A 22,914-nucleotide genomic window follows, 5' to 3' on the forward strand; every position below is an offset into this window, starting at 1 on the left:
CCACATCACTGGCTGACGGTGCCGAGCGCCGCTCAGCTGTCGCGGCGGCCGTCCGTGCCGTCTTCTTCCGACGAGGGCCCTTCGTCGGAGGATCCCCCGATCCGGTACTTTTCCGCGGCCCAGGCGCCGAGGTCGAGCTGCTTGCAGCGGGCCGAGCAGAACGGACGGAACTGATTTTCGGGCGTCCAGCGCACTTCGGCGCCACACGACGGGCATTTCACAACGGTAGTCATACGAAAGCGATCCGGCACGCGGCCGTTACAGATTGCACAGTGTCAGATGGAACGGCACGTCGATGTCCACCGCGCGCGGCCGCACATCGCCGTCCTGCATGGTGAATCGTACCCACAACATGTATTTGTTGGCGCTTGCCTCGGGGATGACGCGCAATTCCGGTGCCACGCGCACCTGCATCAACTGGTAGGTGCGGCCGGACAGCATCTGCTGGTAGCTGCCCTGCATCGCCATGACCTTCGACGCCTGACCCGATTCGCGCGCGAGCCGCAGCACGATCGCAGTGGCATCGCGCAGCGGCAGCATCGGCAGGATCCATTTCGCGATGTCCTGGCGCCGCTGCTCGGCGGGCCATTGCTGCCATGCGTAGTACGACGGCAGGTCGAACTTGCACGTGCCGCCCGGAATCACCGCACGGCTGCGGATGCTGGCGAGCCATTCGTTGTCGACGAGGTGCTGCCCGGTCTTGCCCTGCATCTGCGCGAGATTCGCGAGCGTCTGCTCGATTTCGCCGAGCACGGCTTCGAGCGCGTTCTGCTCGATGCCCGGATTGCCGCGAAAGGGGGCGAGCGTCTGGCGTTGACGTTCGAGCTCCTTCATCAGATCCGATTTCAGGTCCGCGCGGCCCGTTACCTCGGCGATTTCGAACAGCGTCGTCAGCGCGACGTGGTGTTCACGCGGGTCCTCCTGAGCCAAAAAGAACGCGAAGCGCTCGAAGAGATCTTCGAGGCGCAACAGCGTGCGAATTCGCTCGTTGAACGGATACTCGTAAAGAATCAAGCGCGCTCGCCTCTTGGGTAGGGATTGAAACAATGCAGGACATTCTAATGCCCACGCTCTACCCTAGCAACGCGCCAATTTCGTACACCATCACGATCGCGCGCGAGGCTCAGTGCGCGGCGGCCGCGAACCCGAGATAGCGTTGGTGCAGTGCATCGACCTGCGCGGCGAGCGCATCGGGCGTCGTCGCGTCGTTGACGATGATGTCGTCGGCCGCCGCGAGGCGGGCCTCGCGCGACGCCTGCCGCGCGATGATCGCCTCGACCTGCTCGCGCGTGAAGTCGTTGCGCCGCATCACGCGTGCGATCTGCGTTTCGACCGGACAGTCGACGACGAGCACGCGATCGCAGCGCGCCTTCCAGTTGCCGGATTCGACGAGCAGCGGCACGACGAACATCACGTATGGGCCCTGCGCTTCGCGCGCCTCACGATCGGTCTCCGCCCGGATCAGCGGGTGCGTGATCGCTTCGAGGCGCCGACGCGCGTCGTCGTCGCTGAAGATCAGTGCGCGCATCTGCGCGCGGTCGAGCGAGCCGTCGACGGCAACGAAGCCGCGGCCGAATGCCTGTTCGATCGCGGGCATCGCGAGGCCGCCCGGCGCGGTGATGCGATGGGCGATCAGATCGGTATCGATCAGCGATGCGCCTCGGGCGGCGAACAGGTCGGCGACGGTCGTCTTGCCGCTGCCGATGCCGCCGGTGAGTCCGATTGCGAACATGTCAGCCTCCGAGCGCCGAATAGAAAGGGGTGCCGAAAAACAGCGTCGCAACACCGCCCGCCGCAAGGAACGGGCCGAACGGAATCGGCTCCTCGAAGCGCATGCGACCGCGCCAGGTCGCGACGAGCCCGACGACCGCGCCCGTCACCGCGGCGAACAGCACGACCTGCGGCAGTGCGGCCCAGCCCATCCATGCGCCGAGCGCGGCGAGCAGTTTCAGGTCGCCGAAACCGATGCCCTCGATGCCGCGCAGCCATTTGAACAGCCAGTAGACCGACCACAGGAACAGGTAGCCGGCCATGGCCCCGATCACGGCCGAGCGCAGCGATGTGAACGTGCCGCCGAGGTTCAGCACGAGCCCGGCCCAGAGGAGCGGCAGCGTCATCGAGTCGGGCAGGTAGCCGGTCCGGACATCGATCGCGCTCATCGCGAGCAGCGCGGCGCACAGCACGAACGCGGCGAGCGCGGCGACGGTCGGGCCGAATGCCGCGAGCGAGCCGGCGGCGAGCAGCGCGCACGCAAGCTCGACGAGCGGATAACGGATGCCGATCGCGTGGCTGCAGCGTCGGCAGCGCCCGCGCAGGATCAGGTAGCTGACGAGCGGGATGTTTTCCCATGCACGCAGCACGTGGCCGCAATGCGGGCAGGTGCTGCGCGGGTGCCACAGATCGTAGCGCGGCGGGTAGCCGTCTTCGGGAGTGGCACTCGTGTTGCCGGTCGCTTCGTCGATCTCGGCCTGCCATGCGCGCTGCATCATCACGGGCAGCCGGTGCACGACCACGTTCAGGAAGCTGCCGACGCACAGGCCGATGACGACCGCGAACGCGTACTGCAGCGCGGGCGGCAGCATCGCCAGCGCGAGCAGCGTGCTCTCGGGCGAATCGGTAACAGCGTACAGGGGCGCGGGTGTCATGAGGCTCAAGGTTCGGGCTAAAAGGCGACAGAATCGGTTGCGATGCTACACCACGTTGCCGAGCTGAAGGATGGGCAGGTACATCGCGATCACGAGGCCGCCGACGAGTGCGCCCAGTACGATCACGATCAGCGGTTCGCCGAGCGCGGCGAGCGTGTCGAGATGCGCGTCGAGCTGGCGCTCGCACAGCGTGGCGATGTCGGCGAGCATCGTGTCGAGCGTACCGGTCTCCTCGGCGACGGCGATCGGCTGCACGACGTCGTCCGGAAAGCAGCCGGCCGACTGCATCGCGTCCGCGAGACGCGCGCCGCGCAGCACGTGGGCGGCGATGTGGGTGGTGGCGCGCTCGAACACGGGATGGCCGGCCGTGCGTTCGAGCGTGGCGAAGGCGTCTGCGAGCGGCACGCCGGCGCCGAGCAGCGTCGCCAGCGATCGGCACCAGCGCGCGGCCGCGAACCGGCTCATCGCGCTCCCCGCGAGCGGGACGTGCAGCAGGCGCCGCGCGACGGCGTGGCGCAGCGGTGCCGATAGCCGTAGCGCGCGATCGGCGGCCAGCGCGGCTGCCGCCGTACCGGCAACCAGCACACCGCCCCACGCCGACAGTGCCGAGGACAACGCGAGCAGCGCACGGGTCGGTGCCGGCAGTGCGGCGCCGAAACCGTCGAAGATCTGGCGGAACGTCGGTACGACCCACACCATCAACGCGGCCGAGATCGCGAGCCCGAACAGGATGACGGCCGCCGGATAGGCAAGCGCGGCCCGCAGCTTGCGCCATTGCGCGTCGGTGCGCTCGCGGTACTCCGCGACCCGTGTCAGCACGACGCCGAGCGAGCCTGACGCTTCGCCGACCTCGATCAGCTGGCGATACAGTGTGCCGAACTGCGCCGGATAGCGTGCGAGTGCATCGGCGAAGCGATGGCCACCGACGATCTCGCGGGCGAGACCGGCGGCGATGCGCGGCAGGCCGTCGCGTGGCCGCGTGCGCGCGAGCATCTCGAGCGACGGCGCGAGCGGCAACCCGGCCTGCAGGAGGCTCGCGAGCTGGCGCGTGAAGCGCGTGACGTCCCGCGTGCCGGCCGTTGGCGGCCGGGCCGGCCCGCGGATGTCGAGCGACAGGACTGCGATGCCGTCGCGTGCGAGCGCGGCGCGTGCACTCGCGGCGTCGAACGCGATGATGATCCCGCGGCGTGGTGTGCCGTCGCGATGGCGGCCGCGCCATGCGAAGCGACTTTCGCGCGGCGTTGTGCGCATGCTCATGCAGCAGGTGTCGCGGCGATGGCCTCCGCGATGCTCGTCGTGCCGTCCCGGACACGCGCGAACGCCGCGTCGCGCAGACTGCGCACGCCTTCGGCCGCCGCGCATTGCGCGAGTTCGCCGACGCTTGCCCGGGCGACGATGCGTTCCGCCAGCCGGGGCGATACCGGCATCGTCTGATGCAGGCCGATACGGCCGCGATAGCCGATGCCGTGACAGGCCGAACAGCCTCGCGCGACGAACGGCCGCCATCCTGCGGCGAGAGCAGCCGGGTCGCAGCCGGCTTCGTGCAATACGGGCACCGGTGCGTCCGAGTGCATGCGGCAGGCGGTGCACAGCCGCCGGACGAGGCGCTGCGCGGTGACGAGGTGCAGCGCGGCCGCGAGGTTGTACGGGGCGACCCCGATGTCGAGCAGCCGCGCGACGGCGGCCGGCGCGTCGTTCGTGTGCAGCGTCGACAGCACAAGATGGCCGGTCTGCGCGGCCTTGATCGCGACGTCGGCCGTCTCCGCATCGCGAATCTCGCCGACCATGATGATGTCCGGATCCTGCCGCAGCAGCGCGCGCAGTGCCGTCGCGAACGTGAGCCCCGCCTTTTCGGCGACGCCGACCTGGCTGATGCCGTCGAGCTGGATCTCGGCGGGATCCTCCACCGTGCAGACGTTGTGCGCGTCGCGATCGAGCATCTGCAGCGCGCAGTAGAGCGACAGCGTCTTGCCGCTGCCGGTCGGGCCCGTGACGAGCACGAGGCCATGCGGTGCGCGTATCGCGGCTTCCATCGCGGCCGCCTGTTGCGCGTCGAAGCCGAGACGGGCGAGCGTGAGGTCGGTCGGCAGGGTTTCGAGGCGCCGCAGCACGAGTTTTTCACCGAACAACGTCGGCAGCGAACTGACCCGGTAGTCGCCGCGCGTACCGCCGTCGATCGCGATACGCAGCCTGCCGTCCTGCGGGAGCCGTCGCTCGGCGATGTCCATGCGTGCGAGCACCTTGATCCGCGTGACGAGCGCGTCGCGCAGATGAAGAGGCGGCCGCGCATGTTCGTGCAGCACGCCGTCGATGCGCAGGCGGATGCGCCAGCCGGCTTCGAACGGTTCGACGTGGATGTCGGATGCGTCGCGCACGCGTGCTGCGTGAAGCGTGTCCGTCAGCAGCCGCACAGCCGGCGCGTCGTCGAGCTGGGCCGCGTCGAGCGCGCGCGGTGCGGTGACGGGCGCTGCATCGGAATGAGCGGGCGGCGGCTGCGTGCGCAGCGGCGCCCCGGGAGGAGTGAAATGCATGTGAGCCGGCACGCTGGCCGCCAGTTGACCGTGACCAGCAGATGGTCGCGCGTCGCGGGCGGCGCCGGCAGTCGGCCGTTCGGCTAACGCGCGGCGGCGCGTGCGGTGCGCGAGCCGCGCGGCTTGAAGAGCTTGACGGTGCGCACGGCCTGATCGTCGCTGCGCATCACCTCGAGCATCACGTCGCCGATTTTCAGGCACACGTCGTCTTCAGGAATTTCCTCGAGGATTTCGAGGACCAGCCCGTTCAGCGTCTTCGGCCCGTCGGTCGGCAGCTTCAGGTGCAGCCACCGATTCAGTTCGCGCAGCGGCATGCTCGCCGAGACGATGCATTCGCCGTTCTCGTCCCAGCCGCCCGCGCGTTCGCTGCGCGGCATCGATGTCGTGAATTCGCCGATCAGCTCCTCGATGATGTCTTCGGGCGTGACGAGCCCTTCGAGTTCGCCGTACTCGTTGACGACGAGCGCGGTCCGCTGCCGCGTTTCCTGGAAAAACTGGAGCTGCTGGACCACCGGCGTGCCCGACGGCACGTAGTACGGCTCGGCCAGCAGCGTGCGCAGCGTCTCGCGGTCGAACTCCTGGTTGTGCAGCGCGGTCAGCGTCTTGCGGACGTGCAGCACGCCGAGCACCTTGTCGATGTCGCCTTCGTAGACGACAAGCCGGTTGTGATAGCAGGTTTCGAGCTGGTGCAGGACGTCGTCGAGCGGCGCGTAGAAGTTGAGCGACTCGATCTGGCGGCGCGGCACCATCACGTCGTCGACCGTGATGTTCTCGAGGTCGAACAGGTTGAGCAGGATGCTACGGTGCTTGGTCGGCATGAAACTGCTCGACTCGAGCACGATGGCCCGCAGCTCGTCGGCCGACATCCGCTGGTCGCGGCCCTTCTTCGTGTTGATGCGCAGCACCCACAGCACGCCGTTCGCGAGCGCGTTGACGAACCAGACGACCGGCTTGAACACGCGCATCAGCGGCGCGATCACGAGGCTCGCGGGCAGTGCGATGCGTTCGGGGAAGGTCGCGCCGACGATCTTCGGCGCGATTTCGGCGAACACGATGATCAGGAACGCGACGATGCCGGTCGCGATCGACAGCGCGAGATTGTTGCGGCCGAACGTATGGAGCGCGAGCGACGTCGTCAGGACCGGGATGATCGTGTTGAACAGGTTGTTGCCGATCAGGATCACGCTGAGCAGCAGGTCAGTGCGCGTCAGCAGCCCCTGCGTGGTTTTCGCACCGAGCGCGCCTTGGCCGGCGAGATGCTTCAGCCGATGGCGATTGAGCGCCATCATCGCGGTCTCGGAAATGGAAAAGAAGCTGGAACAGAGGAGAAGCAGGAAGACGGCGCCGATTTGCGCCCATAAGGGAATTTGGTCCACGCGTTGGAAGGAGCAGTGAAGGACAGGGATGGGGGAAATATAGCAGAGGCCGGCGACCGTGATGTGTCGTGCGCGACACGAGGGGGCCGCGGCGGCCGGACGAAAAAAAACCGTGCACAGGGTGCACGGTTTTTTCAAAATCTGGTCGGGGTGAGAGGATTCGAACCTCCGGCCTCTACGTCCCGAACGTAGCGCTCTACCAGGCTAAGCTACACCCCGATTTGTACTCTTCCGATTTCGCCGTCTTCTTCAAGACCGCTGCGTCGTCAAGCAAGAACATAACTATAACGACGTTTCTTCAAGAAGGGAAGCCCTTGGAGAAAAAATTTTTCGAGACAGGTGATTTTCCCGTGTCGAACATGTGTCGCAGCCGTGGCGGCGACACATGACATGCAATCAGGACTGCCGCGACGTCGAGTAAGAGCACAGCGCGAGCAGGCTCTCCTTGTAGATCGAATCGGGGAATGCGGCGATCGCGGCCGCTGCCGCCTGCGCTTCCTGGCGCGCGCATTCGAGCGTGTGATCCAGTGCGCCCGAGCGCGTGATCGCTTCGAAAATCGTGTCGAAGCGATCGGTGCCGCCCTGTTCGATCGCCTCGCGTGCCAGCGCTGCCTGCTCGGGCGTGCCGCGCTCGATCAGATAGATGAGCGGCAGCGTCGGCTTGCCTTCGCGGAGGTCGTCGCCGGCATTCTTGCCCATTGCCTCGACGGTGCCCGCGTAGTCGAGCCAGTCGTCCATGATCTGGAATGCGGTGCCGATCCGGCGGCCGTATTCGGCGGCGGCGGCCTCGGTCGGCGCATCGGCGCCCGCGAGCACCGCGCCCAGGCGTGCCGATGCCTCGAACAGCTTGGCCGTCTTGTAGCGGATCACCTGCATGTAGCGCGTTTCGTCGACGTCCGCGTCGTGCATGTTGAGGAGCTGCAGCACCTCGCCTTCGGAAATGATCGTCGTTGCTTCGGACAGGATCTCCATCACGCGCATCTTGCCGACGCCGACCATCATCTCGAACGAGCGCGAATAGAGGTAGTCGCCTACCAGCACGCTCGCCGCGTTGCCGAACAGCGCATTGGCGGTCTGGCGGCCGCGGCGCAGCTCGGATTCGTCGACGACGTCGTCGTGCAGCAGCGTGGCCGTGTGGATGAACTCGACGACGGCGGCCAGCACGTGCCGCTGGTGCGACGTCTCGCCGAGTGCACCGGCGACGAGCAGCAGCAACGCCGGGCGCAGCCGCTTGCCGCCCGCGCCGATGATGTACTCGGCGATCTGGTTGATCAACAGCACGTCGGACGCGAGGCTTTGCCGGATAACGCGATTCACCTGCTCCATGTCGCTGGTGATCGGAGCGAGCAGGTGGGCGGCGCTGAGGGTGGGGGAGGCGGTGGACGACGACATGATGATGGAATTGGGTGATGCCGCGGATTATAAGTCGAATCCGAGATATCCCGGTCTGTCACACGTGCCGCAGCCGCGAATTTGGCCGTTCGGCCGAGGCCCGCGCGTGGCAATCGTCGATCGGTTTTGACTTCGGTGCTAACCCCATGTATAATCACGTGTTTTCCGCGCGTGGTGTGCGGAAAAATTGGATCCAGAGTGAGGTTCTCAATGTACGCGGTCATAAAAACCGGCGGCAAGCAGTACAAGGTTGCCGTTGGCGAAAAACTCAAAGTAGAACAGATACCGGCTGACATTGACGCTGAAATCACGCTCGACCAGGTTCTCGCAGTGGGCGAAGGCGAATCGATTAAGTTCGGTACGCCGCTGGTCAGTGGGGCTTCCGTCAAGGCCACCGTTGTGTCGCACGGTCGTCATGCCAAGGTCACCATCTTCAAGATGCGTCGCCGGAAGCACTACCAAAAGCACGGCGGCCACCGCCAGAACTACACTGAGCTGCGCATCGACGCGATCAACGCGTAAGCGCCTCGGTAAAGGAGCAATCAGATGGCACACAAAAAGGCAGGCGGCTCTTCCCGGAACGGCCGCGACTCCGAGTCGAAACGTCTCGGCGTGAAAGTGTACGGCGGCCAGGCAATCAATGCCGGCGGCATCATCGTGCGTCAGCGCGGTACGCGCATGCACGCAGGCGAGAACGTCGGCATGGGCAAGGATCACACCCTGTTCGCGCTGGTCGACGGTCACGTCAAGTTCGCGACGAAGGGCGCGGACAAGAAGCATCTGGTCATCGTCGTCCCGGCGGCTGCCTAAGTTCAGGCACCCACGGGCTTCGTAGCCGAAAGGCCCCGCAGTCTTCGCGGGGCCTTTTTTTATTTGGCCGCCGGGCGCATGCGCGTTCCGGCGACCGTTGCGCAACCGGCGTACGATCGGCCGAACGGCAGATTGTTCAAGCGTGCCGGCGCGCGGCACAATAGCGGAAATACTGGGCGGAGTGACGAATGAAGTTCATTGACGAAGCACGAATCGAAGTCATCGCCGGCGACGGAGGCGATGGCAGTGCGTCGATGCGCCGCGAGAAATTCGTCCCGTTCGGCGGGCCGGACGGCGGCGACGGCGGTCGGGGCGGTAGCGTGTACGCGATCGCCGACCGCAACATCAACACGCTGATCGACTACCGTTACGCGAAGAAGCATCTGGCGCGCAACGGCGAAAACGGGCGAGGCTCGGATTGCTACGGCAAGGGTGGCGACGACGTCACGCTGCGCATGCCGGTCGGCACGATCATCAGCGACATGGATACCGGCGAGCTGATCGCCGACCTGACCGAGCATGACCAGCAGGTGATGCTTGCGCAGGGCGGTGCCGGCGGGCTCGGCAACCTGCATTTCAAGTCGAGCACGAACCGCGCGCCGCGCCAGAAGACGGACGGCAAGCCCGGCGAACGTCGCATGCTGAAGCTCGAGCTGAAGGTGCTCGCCGATGTCGGCCTGCTCGGCATGCCGAACGCAGGCAAGTCGACGTTCATCTCGTCGGTGTCGAATGCGCGGCCGAAGATCGCCGACTACCCGTTCACGACGCTTGCGCCGAATCTCGGCGTGGTGCGGGTCGGCCCGAGCAAGAGCTTCGTGATCGCCGACATCCCGGGGCTGATCGAGGGTGCCGCCGAAGGCGCGGGCCTCGGCCATCAGTTCCTGCGCCACCTGCAGCGCACCGGCGTGCTGCTGCATCTGGTCGATCTCGCGCCGTTCGACGAAAGCGTCGATCCGGTTGCCGAAGCGACGGCGATCGTCGGCGAGCTGCGCAAATACGACGAGGCGCTCTACGAGAAGCCGCGCTGGCTCGTGCTCAACAAGCTCGACATGGTGCCGGAAGACGAGCGCAAGGCGCGCGTCGCGGATTTCCTCGAGCGCTTCGAGTGGGACGGCCCGGTGTTTGAGATTTCGGCACTGACGGGCCAGGGCTGTGAAGCACTGTGCTACGCGATCTACGACTACCTCTCCGAACATTCGGACGCGCATCGCGCGGCGGAGGCGGAAGATCTCGCAGCGGACGTGCGTTTCCGCGACGCGCCGCCTGCGAAGGGCGAGGCCGCGCCGGGCGACGACGACTGAGTGGTTCCGGAGCGCGCTGGGTGTGCCGCCCGGCGTCGGCGCTCAATCGCGCCCGGCCGGGCAGGCATCAGATACAGGAGACAGTGCAGGATGCGTTCGATCATCGCGGATTCGAAGCGATTGGTGGTGAAGGTGGGCTCCAGCCTCGTGACCAACGACGGCAAGGGGCTCGATCATGCTGCAATCGGCCGCTGGGCGGCCCAGATCGCCGCGCTGCGCGCCCAGGGCAAGGAAGTCGTGCTCGTCAGCTCGGGCGCGATCGCCGAAGGGATGCAGCGGCTCGGCTGGAGCAAGCGGCCGCGGGAAATCGACGAGTTGCAGGCGGCGGCCGCGGTCGGCCAGATGGGGCTTGCGCAGGTCTACGAGAGCCGCTTCACCGAGCACGACATCCGCACCGCGCAGATCCTGCTGACGCATGCCGACCTGGCGGATCGCGAGCGCTACCTGAATGCGCGATCGACGCTGCTGACGCTGTTGCGGCTCGGCGTCGTGCCGATCATCAACGAGAACGACACGGTCGTCACCGATGAAATCAAGTTCGGCGACAACGACACGCTCGGCGCGCTCGTTGCAAACCTGATCGAAGGCGATGCGCTGATCATCCTGACCGATCAGTCGGGGCTGTTTACGGCCGATCCGCGCAAGGATCCGAACGCGACGCTCGTCGCGGAAGCGAATGCGGGCGCGCCGGAACTCGAGGCGATGGCGGGCGGTGCGGGCTCGAGCCTTGGCCGCGGCGGGATGCTGACGAAGATCCTCGCGGCGAAGCGCGCGGCGCACAGCGGTGCAAATACGGTGATCGCGAGCGGCCGGGAGTCCGACGTGCTCGTGCGTCTGGCGGCCGGCGAGGCGATCGGCACGCAGCTGATCGCACGTACTGCGCGGATGGCGGCACGCAAGCAGTGGATGGCCGACCACCTGCAGGTGCGCGGCCATGTCGTGATCGATGCGGGCGCGGTCGAGAAACTGACGGCCGGCGGCAAGAGCCTGCTGCCGATCGGCGTGATCGACGTACAGGGTGCGTTCGCGCGTGGCGAAGTCATCGCGTGTGTCGGCCCCGACGGGCGCGAAGTGGCGCGCGGGCTCACGAACTACAGCAGCGCGGAGACGAAACTGATTCACCGCAAGCCGAGCGGCGAGATCGAATCCGTGCTCGGCTACATGCTGGAGCCCGAACTGATCCATCGCGACAATCTGGTGCTGGTGTGATCATTTGCCGTGCCGGTTCAGGCCGTCAAATGAAAAAGCCCGCGTGATGCGGGCTTTTTCATGCAGCGGACGGCAGAAAGTGCGGCGCCGCGCGCCGCGCGCCATCAGCGCAACTGGCTCATCGCGGTACGGTGAAACCGGATGTTCTCCAGGATCTGCCGGGTCGAGCCTTGCGGCATCTTGTTCGCGCAGAAGTAATCCTGATACAGCGCCGAGTGGTAGGCATTCAGCTCGCCGTTCTCGATGCGCTGCCAATCGTTCTCGACCGTGCGATCCCAGCCGTCGTGGTCCGAATTCAGGCCTGCATACTGCCGCCATTCGTAGGTGTCGCAGCGGATGCCCTCGTAGTTCACGTTGCGCGCACCGGCCGGGCTCGTGACGACGACCGCGTAGCGCACGACGCCGTCGGTGCCGACCGCGAGCGACTTCGCATCGACGAAGAACTTGAGCGGCGTGTTCTGCGATACGTTGAACGGCAGCAGGTCGCTCGCCTGCGGCAGCGGCGGCAGCGAGTCGACCGTGTTTTCCTTCCAGGTTCCCTGGCGGTCCAGCAGATACACGAACTCGCTGTCATCCTTGTTGGTCGGCGTCTTCGAATTCGCGCAACCTGCCAGCGTGGCCACCGCGGCAATCGATGCGAGCGCGAGAGCAATCGCTTTCAATATGCATTCCTCGTAAAAAAAGGGCGCGACACCAAGGTCGCGCCCGGTCATGCAGTTCGATTCGTCATTTGCCGACGATCACGTGGGGCGGCATCTCGTCGAGCGTGCTCGCTTCCACTTCGATCTCCGAACAGACTACCGATGCGTCGACAATCGTCAGCGTCTGCTGGGCCTGTGCGCCAATGACGCGCGGATAGCGCGACAGACGCGGCCCACGCGGCTTCTCGGCTCGCTGCGCCGGGCGGCGCAGGAAGCGCGACAGTTCCGTCAGCGCCAACTGATAGACATCCCGCTTGAACTCGATCACCGCATCGAGCGGCACCCAGTACTCGTTCCAGCGCCACGCATCGAACTCCGGGTGGTCGGTCGCGCGCAAGCAAATGTCGCAATCGCGTCCGACCATCCGCAGCAGGAACCAGATCTGCTTCTGGCCGCGGTAATGACCGCGTACTTCGCGTTTGATGAACTTGTCAGGCACCTCATAACGCAACCAGTCGCGAGTGCGGCCGATTATCTTGACGTGTTCCGGATGCAGGCCGGTTTCCTCGTGCAGCTCCCGGTACATCGCCTGCATGGGGGTCTCGCCGTACTTGATCCCACCTTGAGGAAACTGCCAGGAATGCTCGCGGAGCCGCTTGCCCCAAAACACCTCGTTGCGCGCGTTCAAGAGGATGATGCCGACGTTCGGGCGAAAGCCTTCACGATCCAGCATACAACCACCTTCGAATCCTTTAAAATTGCTTTGATTATAAACAGATAACGGGCGCTGCGCACCGTAGCGGAGCGAATCCGCGCGGGGTACACCGGCTGAATTGTCCCTGATTAGTCTGCTACGTCGTCTGCGCCATCGTCGTCCATTGCTGTTCGCCGCGCGCAGCTTTTTCACCTTGAAACTTTTTCGGGCGCCCCGCCTGGGGGCGCCGTTTTTGGAACCGTCCGCATGAAAGCTTCCCGTTTCTTTATCGGCACCCTGAAAGAAGCACCCGCCGACGCAGAGATCGTCAGCCACAAGCTGATGGTGCGCGCCGGCATGATCCGTCGCGTCGCCGGCGGCATCTATAACTACCTGCCAGTCGGCCTGCGTTCGATTCGCAAGGTCGAGGCGATCGTGCGCGAGGAAATGAACCGGGCGGGCGCCATCGAGCTGCTGATGCCGGCCGTGCAACCAGCCGAACTGTGGCAGGAGTCGGGCCGCTGGGAACAGTACGGCCCCGAGCTGCTGCGCTTCAAGGACCGCAAGGACAACGACTTCGTGATCGGGCCGACGCACGAGGAAGTCATCACCGACATCGCGCGCAACCAGATCAAGAGTTACCGGCAGATGCCGGTGAACTTCTACCAGATCCAGACGAAGTTTCGCGACGAGATCCGTCCGCGCTTCGGCGTGATGCGCGGCCGCGAATTCATCATGAAGGACGCGTACTCGTTCGACAAGGATGCGGCCGGCCTGAACGAGTCGTATCGCAAGATGTACGACGCGTACGTGCGCATCTTCACGCGCCTCGGCCTCGAGTTCCGTGCGGTCGCGGCCGACAGCGGCTCGATCGGCGGCAACTTCTCGCACGAATTCCACGTGATCGCCGACACCGGTGAGGACGCGATCGCGTACTGCCCGACATCCGAGTTCGCGGCGAACGTCGAGGCGGCCGAAGCGCTGCCGCTGAGCACCGAACGCGCGGCGCCGGCCGAGGCGATGGCGAAGGTCGCGACGCCGGGCAAGGCGAAGTGCGAAGCCGTCGCCGAACTGCTGGCCATCCCGCTCGAGCGCACGATCAAGTCGATCGTGCTCGCGACCGACAACGAAGGCGCCGAGCCGACCATCTGGCTCGTGATGCTGCGCGGCGACCACGACCTGAACGAGATCAAGGTGTCGAAGCTGCCGGGCCTGAAGAACCACCGCTTCGCGACCGAGCAGGAAATCGTCGAGTGGTTCGGCACGCCGCCGGGCTATCTCGGCCCGGTCGGCACCAAGAAGCCGGTGAAGGTGATCGCCGATCGCACGGTCGCGAACATGAGCGACTTCGTCGTCGGTGCGAACGAGGTCGACTATCACATCGCCGGCGTGAACTGGGGCCGCGACCTGCCCGAGCCGGACGTCGCCGACGTGCGCAACGTGAAGAAGGGCGACCCGTCGCCGGACGGCAAGGGCGTGATCGACATCTGCCGCGGCATCGAGGTCGGCCACGTGTTCCAGCTCGGCACCAAGTATTCGGAAGCGATGGGCGCGACGTTCCTCGACGAGTCGGGCAAGCCGCAGCCGATGCTGATGGGCTGCTACGGCGTCGGCGTCACGCGTATCCTCGGCGCGGCGATCGAGCAGAACTTCGACGACCGCGGCATCATCTGGCCCGAATCGATCGCGCCGTTCGAAGTCGTGCTGTGCCCGATGGGCTATGACCGCAGCGACATGGTGCGCGAGACCGCCGACAAGCTGTACGCGGAACTCGCCGCGGCCGGCATCGACGTGATCCTCGACGATCGCGGCGAGCGCCCGGGCGTGATGTTCGCCGACTGGGAGCTGATCGGCGTGCCGCATCGTCTCGTGATCGGCGAGCGCGGCCTGAAGGAAGGCAAGATCGAGTATCAGGGCCGCCGCGACGCCGAAGCGACGCTGCTGCCGGCCGACGCGGCTGCGGCGACGGTCGCGGAGAAGATCCGCGCCGCGCTCGCGCGCTAAGCGCACCGACCGGGGAACGCGGTGGAATACACCTTCCTGTCGGCCACCGTGCTCCTGGTGCTGATCACCGATCCGCTCGGCAACATCCCGCTGTTCATTTCGGCCATGCGGGATGTGCCGCGCGAGCGGCGCGTGAAGCTGATCCTGCGTGAAGTGGGGATCGCGTTCGTGATCCTGCTGTTCTTCATGCTGGTCGGCGACCGCTTCCTGCGGATGATGAGCCTCACCGACCTGTCGTTGCGGCTCGGCGGCGGGATCGTGCTGTTCCTGATCGCGCTGCGGATGATCTTCCCGCATCCGGACGGCGCACTCGGCAACGATCCGCGCGCGGGCGGCGAGCCGTTCATCGTGCCGCTCGCGATTCCGGCGCTCGCCGGGCCGTCGGCGCTCGCGACGGTGATGCTGCTGACGTCGCAGGGGCCCGGCAAGATGCTCGAGTGGGTCGGCGCGCTGACGGTCACGATGATCGTCTGCGCGGTGACGCTGGTGCTGGCCGAGCGGATCCAGCAATGGATCGGCGAACGGACCGTCGCGGCGTTCGAGCGGTTGATGGGCCTCGTGCTCGTCGCGATTTCGGTCGAGATGATGCTGGGCGGCATCCGCGCATTCGTGCACCAGCTGTAGGCGGCGCGGCGCGTGCCCACAAAAAAAAGCGGCGCTCCGGGAAACCGGAGCGCCGCTTTCTATTTATATAGTGCGGAGCGGGGCGCTCAGACGTTCGTGGTCAGCGCGCGGATCGTCGGCAGGTTGCGCCAGTAGCCCTTCGCATCCATCCCGCAGCCGAACACGTAGCGATCCGGCACCGAGAAGCCGCAGAAGTCGGGGTGCAGCGGTTTCGCCTTGGCGAGCGTCTTCTCGCACAGCACGGCCGACATGAAGCGCTTCGCGCCCATGTCGAGGATGCGGTCGCGGATCGCGGCCATCGTCTCGCCTTCGTCGAGGATGTCGTCGAGCACGAGCACGATCCGGTCCTTCACCGATTCGCGCGGCGCGACGCGCCAGTGCATTTCCGGGCTGCCCTGCGTCGTGTTGCGGTAGCGGGTCAGGTGGATGTAGTCGAATTCGAGCGGGAAATCGAGATGCGGCAGCAGCATCCCGGTAAACACCGCGGCGCCGCCCATCACCGAGAGAACGAGCGGGAACGCATCGCCGATCTCGGCGCGGATCGCGTCGGCCATCCGGGAGATCGACGCATTGACGGCGTCGGCCGAGACGATCTCTTCGGAGTGGTTGAAAATGTGGAGGGCTTCTTCGCGGTTCATGTGTTCTGGCGGGCAGTCGGTATACAAATAAGAATGAAGCAGAACGGACGGCGCGCGCTACAGCAAAAACCCGCGCGCCGGCCGATCGGCGGAATCAGCGCATGCCGGGCATCATGCCCTTCAGGCCGCGCATCATCTTCTGCATGTTGCCGCCCTTCAGCTTCTTCATCATCGTACGCATCTGGTCGTACTGGTTCAGCATCCGGTTGACTTCCTGCACCGGCACGCCCGCGCCGGCTGCAATGCGGCGCTTGCGCGTCGCCTTGATGATCTCGGGTTTCGCGCGCTCGGCGGGCGTCATCGAGCTGATGATGCCTTCCATCCGGCGGATCGACTTCTCGGCCTGGCCCATGTCGGCGCCGGCCGCCGCCTGCTGGAACTGCGCCGGAAGCTTATCCATCAGCGACGACAGGCCGCCCATGTTCTTCATCTGCGAGATCTGCGCGCGGAAATCGTTCAGGTCGAAGTCGCCGCCTTTCTTGACCTTGTCGGCGAGCTTCTGCGCGGCCTGCACGTCGACGCCGCGCTGCGCCTCCTCGACGAGGGCGAGGATGTCGCCCATGCCGAGGATCCGGTTTGCCATCCGGTCGGGGTGGAACACCTCGAGACCGTCGAGCTTCTCGGCCACGCCGACGAACTTGATCGGCTTGCCCGTGACGTGACGCACCGACAGCGCGGCGCCGCCGCGCGAATCACCGTCGAGCTTGGTCAGCACGACGCCGGTGAGCGGCAGCGTGTCGTTGAACGCCTTCGCGGTATTGACCGCGTCCTGGCCGAGCATCGCGTCGACGACGAACAGCGTTTCGGCCGGCTTCAGCGTGCCGTGCAGCGCGGCGATTTCCTGCATCATCGCCTCGTCGATACCGAGGCGGCCGGCCGTATCGACGATCAGCACGTCATGGTAGTGGCGCTTCGCCCAGTCGACGGCCGCGACCGCGATGTCGACGGGCTTCTGGTCCGGCGTGGACGGGAAGAAGTCGGCGCCGACCTGTTCGCTCACCGTTTTCAGCTGCATGATTGCGGCCGGGCGATACACGTCGCACGACACGGTCAGCACCTTCTTCTTGTACTTCTCGCGCAGCAGCTTCGCGAGCTTGCCGGCGGTCGTGGTCTTGCCCGCGCCCTGCAGGCCGGCCATCAGGATCACCGCGGGCGGCGTGACCGCGAGGTTCAGCTCGGCGGCCTTGCCTTCGTAGTCGCCGCCGATCACGGCGGTCAGTTCCTTCTGGACCACGCCGACGAGCGCCTGACCCGGCGACAGGCTGCTGATCACTTCTTCGCCGAGCGCCTTTTCCTTGACCTTGGCGATGAATTCGCGGACGACCGGCAGCGAAACGTCGGCCTCCAGCAGCGCGAGACGCACCTCGCGGAGCATCTCCTGCGTGTTCGCCTCGGTAAGCCGGGCCTCGCCGCGCAGCGTCTTGACGACGCGCGCCATCCGTTGAGTGAGATTGTCGAGCATGGGGAGCGATGGACAGTGGGGCCCGAAGGCGCGGCGGAACCGAACAAAGGGAGCCGTCGCGGGAAGGGGGCCTAGTGTAAACTTCGAACATGGATATTGTACTGTATGCCCTCACCGCATTCCTGTACGGCGGCCTTGCCGTCGCAGGCTGGCGCACGCACCGCCAGGGCGCGACGCCGCTCGTCGCGAGCGTGCCGGCCGTGCCGGTTCCCGCGTCCGCCGCGTCCGGGATGAGCGGGGCCGGCCGCGCGCTGCTGTTCGCCGCGCTCGTCGCGCACGGCGTGCTGCTCCATACGACCATCTTCCCGCACGACGCGATGGTGTTCGGCTTCGCGTTCGCGCTGTCCGCGATGTTCTGGCTCGGCGCCGGCATCTACTGGATCGAGAGCTTCTTCTTCCCGCTCGACAGCCTGCGACTGCTCGTGCTGCCGCTCGCGTGCGGTGCGTCGCTGCTGCCGCTCGTGTTCGGCGGCGTGCGGGTGCTTCCTTATGCCGCAGCGCCGCTGTTCAAGCTGCACTTCCTGATCGCGAACATCGCGTACGGGCTGTTTGCGATCGCCGCGCTGCACGCGATCCTGATGCTGATGGTCGAGCGGCGCCTGCAGTCGCTGAGGAGCGGCGGACGCGACGGCTCGACGGGCTGGATCGCGAGCTGGCTCGAGACGCTGCCGCCGCTGCTCACGCTCGAGAAGCTGCTGTTCCGCCTGATCGGCGCCGGCTTCGTGCTGCTCACGCTGACGCTCGCGTCGGGCATCCTGTTCAGCGAGCAGGTCGACGCGCGCGCGCTGCGGCTCGACCACAAGACCGTATTCGCGATCCTGTCGTGGCTGATGTTCGGCGGCCTGCTGGTCGCCCGCAAGACGTCGGGCTGGCGTGGCCGCGGTGCCGCGCGCTGGGTGCTCGTGTCGTTCGCCGCGCTGCTGCTCGCGTATGTCGGCAGCCGGTTCGTTTTCGAGGTGCTGCTGCACCGTTCCGTGGTTTGAACGCAGGTTTCCGATGCGACAGATTCTTCTCCTGATCCTTCTCTTCTTCGCGGGTTCGTGGCTCGCGCGCAAGCTGCGCCAGGCGCAGGAGCACGCGCAGGCGCGCACCGGCCGCGGCGCCGGTTACGACGGCGCGCCCGGCACCAGTGGCCCCGGGGCTGCACGGCCGAACGGCGACGCCGCTCGCTCGCTGCCCGAGCCGATGGTGCGCTGCGCCGAATGCGGCGTGCATGCGCCGAAGGGCGATGCCGTCGTCGCGGGCGGCGAATACTTCTGCAGCACCGAGCACGCGCAGCGCCACGGCGCACGCGCGAGCGGCCACGACGCCCGATGAACGACGCAGCACGACTGTCGGTCGACGCACACGGCTGGGTGCGTGAAGCGCGCCACGCGCCGTCGCCGAATTACGAGGTGCGGCCCGCAGGCGCGGTGCCGACGCTCGTCGTCGTCCACAACATCAGCTTGCCGCCCGGCGAGTTCGGCGGCGACGCGATCGAGGCGCTGTTCCTGAATCGCCTCGACTGCGATGCGCACCCCTATTACCAGAGCCACCTGCGCGGCGTGCGCGTGTCCGCGCACTTCCTGATCCGCCGCAGCGGCGAACTCGTGCAGTTCGTGTCGTGCGACGAGCGCGCGTGGCACGCGGGCTCGTCCGAATTCTTCGGCAGGCCGCGCTGCAACGACTTCTCCATCGGCATCGAGCTCGAGGGCGCGGACGACGTGCCGTTCGACGACGCGCAGTACGCGACGCTCGCCGCACTCTCCCGCGCGCTCGCCGCACGCTACCCGGTCGACGCATTCGCGGGGCACTCGGACGTCGCGCCGGGCCGCAAGACCGACCCGGGCCCGCATTTCGATTGGCAACGCTTCGCGAGCGATGCCGGGTTTTCCGCCGAATACTTTCCTTTCCGTCAGCACTGATCGCGGGGTTTTTTGACCGGAGAAAGTTTTTTCTCCGACCAATGCCTTGTCGTGTCTGCGCGTGAGCGATGTCAAGACCTCCACCGCAAATTATCCGTTTGGACGTCCTCCGAATGTCCACTATACTTGGTGCCAGTTGAGCGGTTCTGCACTAGATATAGTGTGTGTCGCAGGGGAAACCCGAGCGGCACCGGCCGGCGGCCAACGCCGGCGGACAGGGTTCTCAGGGCGGCGCGTCAGGCCGGACGGTCCAGGCGTCGCGATCAGCGCAGCGAACTTCGACGGGGCAGGGGATACATGACGAAGCACACGACCGGCTCGGTTGTCGCGCATCGACCGAACCGGCTTCCCCGGCGCATCGCTCGCCTCTTACCGCTCGCGCACCGCGTTGCGCAGCGTTCGTTTTAATCCGCGGTTCTCTCCGCACCATCCAACACCAGGAGCTTTGCACATGCAAACCACCGACAACGCGACGTCCCAGTACGAGAGCGCCTCGAGCCGTCCGCTCGGCGGGACCGAACAGGGCGCGAAGGCGCTCGCGCCGCAGGCCACGTTCGCCGACTACAAGGTGATCCGCCGCAACGGCAGCGTCGTATCGTTCGAACCTTCGAAGATCGCGATCGCGGTGACCAAGGCTTTCCTGGCCGTCAACGGCGGGCAGGGCGCGGCATCGGCGCGCGTGCGCGAGCAGGTCGAACAGCTGACGCACAACGTCGTGCGCGCGCTCGTGCGCAGCCGCCCGAACGGCGGTACGTTCCATATCGAAGACATCCAGGACCAGGTCGAACTCGCGCTGATGCGCGGCGGCGAGCACAACGTCGCGCGTGCGTACGTGCTGTATCGCGAGAAGCGTCACCTGGAGCGCCAGCATGCGGGCGAGGAAGCAGCGGCAGCGGGCGGCGAATCGAGCACCGGTATCAACGTCGTCGACAACGGCGTCACGCGTCCGCTCGACCTGAACGCGCTGCGCGCGTTGATCGTGTCGGCATGCGACGGCCTCGGCGCTGCGGTTAACCCTGACCCGATCGTCGCCGAAACGGTGAAGAACCTGTACGACGGCGTGCCGATGAGCCAGGTCTACGACTCGGCGATCCTCGCGGCGCGCACGATGATCGAGAAGGACCCGGCATACAGCCAGGTCACGGCCCGCATCCTGCTGCACACGATCCGTCGCGAGATCCTCGGCGAGGAAGTCGTCCAGGCCGAGATGCCGGCCCGTTACGCGGAATACTTCCCGCAGTTCCTGAAGCGCGGCGTCGACGCCGGCCTGCTCGACGACAAGCTGCTGCAGTTCGACCTGAAGCGTCTCGGCGAAGCGCTCGACGCGAACCGCGACCTGCAGTTCGGCTACCTCGGCCTGCAGACGCTGTACGACCGTTACTTCCTGCACGTCGACGGCACCCGCATCGAAATGCCGCAGGCATTCTTCATGCGCGTCGCGATGGGCCTGTCGCTGAACGAGATCGACCGCGAGACGCGCGCGATCGAGTTCTACAACGTGCTGTCGAGCTTCGACTTCATGAGCTCGACGCCGACGCTGTTCAACTCGGGTACGCACCGCTCGCAGCTGTCGTCGTGCTACCTGACGACGGTCGCGGACGATCTCGACGGCATCTATGAAGCGCTGAAGGAAAACGCACTGCTGTCGAAGTTCGCCGGCGGCTTGGGCAACGACTGGACGCGCGTGCGTGCACTCGGCTCGCATATCAAGGGCACGAACGGCAAGTCGCAAGGCGTGGTCCCGTTCCTGAAGGTCGTGAACGACACGGCCGTCGCGGTCAACCAGGGCGGCAAGCGCAAGGGCGCGGTCTGCGCGTACCTCGAGTCGTGGCACCTCGACATCGAGGAATTCCTCGAGCTGCGCAAGAACACCGGCGACGACCGCCGCCGTACGCACGACATGAACACGGCGAACTGGATTCCCGACCTGTTCATGAAGCGGGTGATGGAAGGCGCCGACTGGACGCTGTTCTCGCCGTCGACCTGCCCGGACCTGCACGACAAGTTCGGCGCCGATTTCGAGAAGGCTTACACGGCTTACGAAGAGAAGGTCGCGCGCGGCGAGATCAAGCTGTTCAAGAAGATCCCGGCGCAGCAGCTCTGGCGCAAGATGCTCGGCATGCTGTTCGAGACGGGCCACCCGTGGATCACGTTCAAGGATCCGTGCAACGTGCGCTCGCCGCAGCAGCACGTCGGCGTCGTCCACTCGTCGAACCTGTGCACGGAAATCACGCTGAACACGAGCGACACCGAAATCGCGGTGTGCAACCTCGGCTCGGTGAACCTCGTCGCCCACCTGGTGAAGCAGGCCGACGGCAGCTACGCGCTCGACCACGAGAAGCTGAAGCGCACGATCAGCGTCGCGATGCGCATGCTCGACAACGTGATCGACATCAACTACTACGCGGTGCCGAAGGCGCGTAACTCGAACCTGAAGCACCGTCCGGTCGGCATGGGCATCATGGGCTTCCAGGACTGCCTGCACCTGCTGCGCACGCCGTACGCGTCGGAAGCGGCGGTCGAGTTCGCCGATCGTTCGATGGAAGCGGTCTGCTACTACGCGTACTACGCGTCGACCGAGCTGGCCGAAGAGCGCGGCCGCTACTCGAGCTACCGCGGCTCGCTGTGGGATCGCGGCATCCTCCCGCAGGACACGCTGAAGCTGCTAACGGAAGCGCGCGGCGGCTACGTCGAGGTCGACACGTCGGAGTCGCTCGACTGGACGTCGCTGCGTTCGCGGATCGCCGCACACGGCATGCGCAACTCGAACTGCGTCGCGATCGCGCCGACGGCGACGATCTCGAACATCATCGGCGTGTCGGCCTGTATCGAGCCGACCTTCCAGAACCTGTACGTGAAGTCGAACCTGTCGGGCGAATTCACGGTGGTCAACGAGTACCTCGTCCGCGACCTGAAGGAACGCGGCCTGTGGGACGAAGTGATGGTCGCCGACCTGAAGTACTTCGACGGCATGCTGTCGCGCATCGACCGCATCCCGGCCGACCTGCGCGCGATCTACGCGACCGCGTTCGAAGTCGACCCGACGTGGCTGGTCGAAGCGGCATCGCGTCGCCAGAAGTGGATCGACCAGGCGCAGTCGCTGAACATCTACATGGGCGGCGCGTCGGGCAAGAAGCTCGACGAGGTCTACAAGCTCGCATGGTTGCGCGGCCTGAAGACGACCTACTACCTCCGCACGATGGCGGCGACGCACGTCGAGAAATCGACGGTCGCGCACGGCGCACTGAACGCAGTGCCGACGAGCGGCGGCTCGAGCAGCGGCGGCGCGCAAGGCGCAGCGGGCGGCTTTGGTGCGGCGGGCGGCGATGCGTCGTCGGGCGCGGTCAACGCAGCGCCGGCACTCGCGCCGGTCGAGGCGGATGGTCCGGTGTGCACGATGCGTCCGGGCGATCCTGGCTTCGACGAATGCGAAGCGTGCCAGTAACGCAGTGCGCCTGACCTGAGAAGCAGGCAAGGGCGGCGCACACGACGACCGATCGAGGTTGAAGTGTGCGCCGCTCTCAACTAAAAAAATGATAAGGAATCTGTAACGCGGCACCTGCGTTGCAGGCAGTGACAAGCGATCGAAACATCCCCGACGACGTCGCGTTTCGATCAGCGTTCGATGCGTCGAGCGCACCTCGCGATACACGCGCGACTCACATCGCGCGCTGCATGAATGA

The 22,914-nt window shown here is 66.0% G+C and carries 22 protein-coding genes and 1 tRNA gene; 10 read left to right on the forward strand and 13 right to left on the reverse strand.

Features of this window, described 5'->3' with window-relative positions:
• Positions 1-32: 32 nt before the first annotated feature.
• The 9 genes from PQB87_RS02980 to PQB87_RS03020 all read right to left on the reverse strand — a co-directional run bounded on the left by PQB87_RS02980 (position 33) and on the right by PQB87_RS03020 (position 7,944).
• Positions 33-233 (reverse strand): DNA gyrase inhibitor YacG, encoded by a 201-nt coding sequence (locus PQB87_RS02980; protein WP_027788444.1) that lies wholly within the window; start codon positions 231-233, stop codon positions 33-35.
• Between the two features lie 25 nt (positions 234-258).
• Positions 259-1,014, reverse strand: coding sequence for a cell division protein ZapD (gene zapD / locus PQB87_RS02985; RefSeq protein WP_489242546.1), 756 nt, complete (start codon positions 1,012-1,014; stop codon positions 259-261).
• A 109-nt stretch (positions 1,015-1,123) separates the two neighbouring features.
• On the reverse strand, positions 1,124-1,732 hold the full coding sequence (gene coaE / locus PQB87_RS02990; RefSeq protein ID WP_489242547.1) for a dephospho-CoA kinase: 609 nt from the start codon (positions 1,730-1,732) through the stop codon (positions 1,124-1,126).
• Position 1,733: 1 nt separating this feature from the next.
• Positions 1,734-2,645, reverse strand: coding sequence for a prepilin peptidase (locus PQB87_RS02995; RefSeq protein ID WP_489242549.1), 912 nt, complete (start codon positions 2,643-2,645; stop codon positions 1,734-1,736).
• Positions 2,646-2,690: 45 nt separating this feature from the next.
• Entirely contained in the window at positions 2,691-3,902 is a 1,212-nt protein-coding gene (locus PQB87_RS03000) for a type II secretion system F family protein (protein WP_111941441.1), read from the reverse strand.
• Positions 3,899-5,176 carry a GspE/PulE family protein gene (locus PQB87_RS03005; RefSeq protein WP_059687195.1) on the reverse strand — a complete coding sequence of 426 codons (1,278 nt, stop codon included), beginning with the start codon at positions 5,174-5,176 and terminating at the stop codon, positions 3,899-3,901. Before PQB87_RS03005 ends, PQB87_RS03000 begins: the two co-directional genes overlap by 4 nt.
• Before the next feature lie 83 nt (positions 5,177-5,259).
• The gene (locus tag PQB87_RS03010) at positions 5,260-6,552 is read right to left on the reverse strand and encodes an HlyC/CorC family transporter (protein WP_021159896.1); all 1,293 of its coding nucleotides are present in this window, start codon (positions 6,550-6,552) and stop codon (positions 5,260-5,262) included.
• Between the two features lie 142 nt (positions 6,553-6,694).
• Positions 6,695-6,771 (reverse strand) — tRNA-Pro (locus PQB87_RS03015).
• 177 nt (positions 6,772-6,948) lie between these two features.
• Complete coding sequence (locus tag PQB87_RS03020) at positions 6,949-7,944, reverse strand: polyprenyl synthetase family protein (RefSeq protein ID WP_059236288.1); 996 nt, start codon at positions 7,942-7,944, stop codon at positions 6,949-6,951.
• 210 nt (positions 7,945-8,154) lie between these two features.
• Between PQB87_RS03020 and rplU the strand changes: the two genes are divergently transcribed.
• From rplU to proB, 4 genes are all read left to right on the forward strand, one after another.
• A complete protein-coding gene (rplU, locus tag PQB87_RS03025; protein ID WP_006025184.1) occupies positions 8,155-8,466 on the forward strand; it encodes a 50S ribosomal protein L21 in 312 nt (103 codons plus the stop codon).
• A gap of 24 nt (positions 8,467-8,490) precedes the next feature.
• Entirely contained in the window at positions 8,491-8,754 is a 264-nt protein-coding gene (gene rpmA, locus PQB87_RS03030) for a 50S ribosomal protein L27 (RefSeq protein WP_006476999.1), read from the forward strand.
• Positions 8,755-8,942: 188 nt separating this feature from the next.
• A complete protein-coding gene (gene obgE / locus PQB87_RS03035; protein WP_059687193.1) occupies positions 8,943-10,055 on the forward strand; it encodes a GTPase ObgE in 1,113 nt (370 codons plus the stop codon).
• Between the two features lie 90 nt (positions 10,056-10,145).
• The gene (gene proB / locus PQB87_RS03040; RefSeq protein ID WP_027788436.1) at positions 10,146-11,264 is read left to right on the forward strand and encodes a glutamate 5-kinase; all 1,119 of its coding nucleotides are present in this window, start codon (positions 10,146-10,148) and stop codon (positions 11,262-11,264) included.
• 104 nt (positions 11,265-11,368) lie between these two features.
• On the opposite strand, the gene PQB87_RS03045 is transcribed toward proB, so the two are convergent.
• A complete protein-coding gene (locus tag PQB87_RS03045; RefSeq protein ID WP_034195819.1) occupies positions 11,369-11,977 on the reverse strand; it encodes a CNP1-like family protein in 609 nt (202 codons plus the stop codon).
• Between the two features lie 13 nt (positions 11,978-11,990).
• Complete coding sequence (locus PQB87_RS03050; protein ID WP_048026088.1) at positions 11,991-12,638, reverse strand: RNA pyrophosphohydrolase; 648 nt, start codon at positions 12,636-12,638, stop codon at positions 11,991-11,993.
• Between the two features lie 228 nt (positions 12,639-12,866).
• On the opposite strand from PQB87_RS03050, the gene PQB87_RS03055 reads away from it, so the two are divergent.
• Positions 12,867-14,603 carry a proline--tRNA ligase gene (locus tag PQB87_RS03055; protein WP_059687192.1) on the forward strand — a complete coding sequence of 579 codons (1,737 nt, stop codon included), beginning with the start codon at positions 12,867-12,869 and terminating at the stop codon, positions 14,601-14,603.
• A gap of 21 nt (positions 14,604-14,624) precedes the next feature.
• Positions 14,625-15,227: a MarC family protein gene (locus PQB87_RS03060; protein ID WP_009688453.1), complete on the forward strand. Its 603-nt coding sequence runs from the start codon at positions 14,625-14,627 to the stop codon at positions 15,225-15,227.
• Between the two features lie 86 nt (positions 15,228-15,313).
• Here PQB87_RS03060 and PQB87_RS03065 read toward each other — a convergent pair whose 3' ends face one another.
• Both PQB87_RS03065 and ffh read right to left on the reverse strand, forming a co-directional pair.
• The gene (locus PQB87_RS03065; protein WP_060274616.1) at positions 15,314-15,865 is read right to left on the reverse strand and encodes a hypoxanthine-guanine phosphoribosyltransferase; all 552 of its coding nucleotides are present in this window, start codon (positions 15,863-15,865) and stop codon (positions 15,314-15,316) included.
• A 94-nt stretch (positions 15,866-15,959) separates the two neighbouring features.
• Positions 15,960-17,327 carry a signal recognition particle protein gene (ffh, locus tag PQB87_RS03070; protein ID WP_021159890.1) on the reverse strand — a complete coding sequence of 456 codons (1,368 nt, stop codon included), beginning with the start codon at positions 17,325-17,327 and terminating at the stop codon, positions 15,960-15,962.
• Positions 17,328-17,416: 89 nt separating this feature from the next.
• Here ffh and PQB87_RS03075 point away from each other — a divergent pair, with 89 nt between their 5' ends.
• The 4 genes from PQB87_RS03075 to PQB87_RS03090 all read left to right on the forward strand — a co-directional run bounded on the left by PQB87_RS03075 (position 17,417) and on the right by PQB87_RS03090 (position 22,676).
• Positions 17,417-18,310: a cytochrome C assembly family protein gene (locus PQB87_RS03075; RefSeq protein WP_027788432.1), complete on the forward strand. Its 894-nt coding sequence runs from the start codon at positions 17,417-17,419 to the stop codon at positions 18,308-18,310.
• 13 nt (positions 18,311-18,323) lie between these two features.
• Entirely contained in the window at positions 18,324-18,644 is a 321-nt protein-coding gene (locus tag PQB87_RS03080) for a PP0621 family protein (protein ID WP_111941435.1), read from the forward strand.
• On the forward strand, positions 18,641-19,231 hold the full coding sequence (gene ampD, locus PQB87_RS03085; RefSeq protein ID WP_021161899.1) for a 1,6-anhydro-N-acetylmuramyl-L-alanine amidase AmpD: 591 nt from the start codon (positions 18,641-18,643) through the stop codon (positions 19,229-19,231). Before PQB87_RS03080 ends, ampD begins: the two co-directional genes overlap by 4 nt.
• 451 nt (positions 19,232-19,682) lie before the next feature.
• Entirely contained in the window at positions 19,683-22,676 is a 2,994-nt protein-coding gene (locus PQB87_RS03090; protein WP_027788430.1) for a ribonucleoside-diphosphate reductase subunit alpha, read from the forward strand.
• Positions 22,677-22,914 lie beyond the last annotated feature (238 nt).

The sequence above is a fragment of the Burkholderia sp. KL41 genome (assembly GCF_057005415.2).

What these genes read in the sequence shown, in the direction of transcription:
- PQB87_RS03080 (WP_111941435.1), top strand. Translation starts at nt 18,324, where the DNA reads ATGCGACAGATTCTTCTCCTGATCCTTCTCTTCTTCGCGGGTTCGTGG.
- ffh (WP_021159890.1), bottom strand. Translation starts at nt 17,327, where the DNA reads ATGCTCGACAATCTCACTCAACGGATGGCGCGCGTCGTCAAGACGCTG.
- rpmA (WP_006476999.1), top strand. Translation starts at nt 8,491, where the DNA reads ATGGCACACAAAAAGGCAGGCGGCTCTTCCCGGAACGGCCGCGACTCC.
- PQB87_RS03075 (WP_027788432.1), top strand. Translation starts at nt 17,417, where the DNA reads ATGGATATTGTACTGTATGCCCTCACCGCATTCCTGTACGGCGGCCTT.
- PQB87_RS03020 (WP_059236288.1), bottom strand. Translation starts at nt 7,944, where the DNA reads ATGTCGTCGTCCACCGCCTCCCCCACCCTCAGCGCCGCCCACCTGCTC.
- PQB87_RS03045 (WP_034195819.1), bottom strand. Translation starts at nt 11,977, where the DNA reads ATGACCGGGCGCGACCTTGGTGTCGCGCCCTTTTTTTACGAGGAATGC.
- ampD (WP_021161899.1), top strand. Translation starts at nt 18,641, where the DNA reads ATGAACGACGCAGCACGACTGTCGGTCGACGCACACGGCTGGGTGCGT.
- PQB87_RS02980 (WP_027788444.1), bottom strand. Translation starts at nt 233, where the DNA reads ATGACTACCGTTGTGAAATGCCCGTCGTGTGGCGCCGAAGTGCGCTGG.
- PQB87_RS03005 (WP_059687195.1), bottom strand. Translation starts at nt 5,176, where the DNA reads ATGCATTTCACTCCTCCCGGGGCGCCGCTGCGCACGCAGCCGCCGCCC.
- PQB87_RS03050 (WP_048026088.1), bottom strand. Translation starts at nt 12,638, where the DNA reads ATGCTGGATCGTGAAGGCTTTCGCCCGAACGTCGGCATCATCCTCTTG.
- rplU (WP_006025184.1), top strand. Translation starts at nt 8,155, where the DNA reads ATGTACGCGGTCATAAAAACCGGCGGCAAGCAGTACAAGGTTGCCGTT.
- PQB87_RS03055 (WP_059687192.1), top strand. Translation starts at nt 12,867, where the DNA reads ATGAAAGCTTCCCGTTTCTTTATCGGCACCCTGAAAGAAGCACCCGCC.
- obgE (WP_059687193.1), top strand. Translation starts at nt 8,943, where the DNA reads ATGAAGTTCATTGACGAAGCACGAATCGAAGTCATCGCCGGCGACGGA.
- coaE (WP_489242547.1), bottom strand. Translation starts at nt 1,732, where the DNA reads ATGTTCGCAATCGGACTCACCGGCGGCATCGGCAGCGGCAAGACGACC.
- PQB87_RS03000 (WP_111941441.1), bottom strand. Translation starts at nt 3,902, where the DNA reads ATGAGCATGCGCACAACGCCGCGCGAAAGTCGCTTCGCATGGCGCGGC.
- PQB87_RS03065 (WP_060274616.1), bottom strand. Translation starts at nt 15,865, where the DNA reads ATGAACCGCGAAGAAGCCCTCCACATTTTCAACCACTCCGAAGAGATC.
- PQB87_RS03090 (WP_027788430.1), top strand. Translation starts at nt 19,683, where the DNA reads ATGCAAACCACCGACAACGCGACGTCCCAGTACGAGAGCGCCTCGAGC.
- PQB87_RS02995 (WP_489242549.1), bottom strand. Translation starts at nt 2,645, where the DNA reads ATGACACCCGCGCCCCTGTACGCTGTTACCGATTCGCCCGAGAGCACG.
- proB (WP_027788436.1), top strand. Translation starts at nt 10,146, where the DNA reads ATGCGTTCGATCATCGCGGATTCGAAGCGATTGGTGGTGAAGGTGGGC.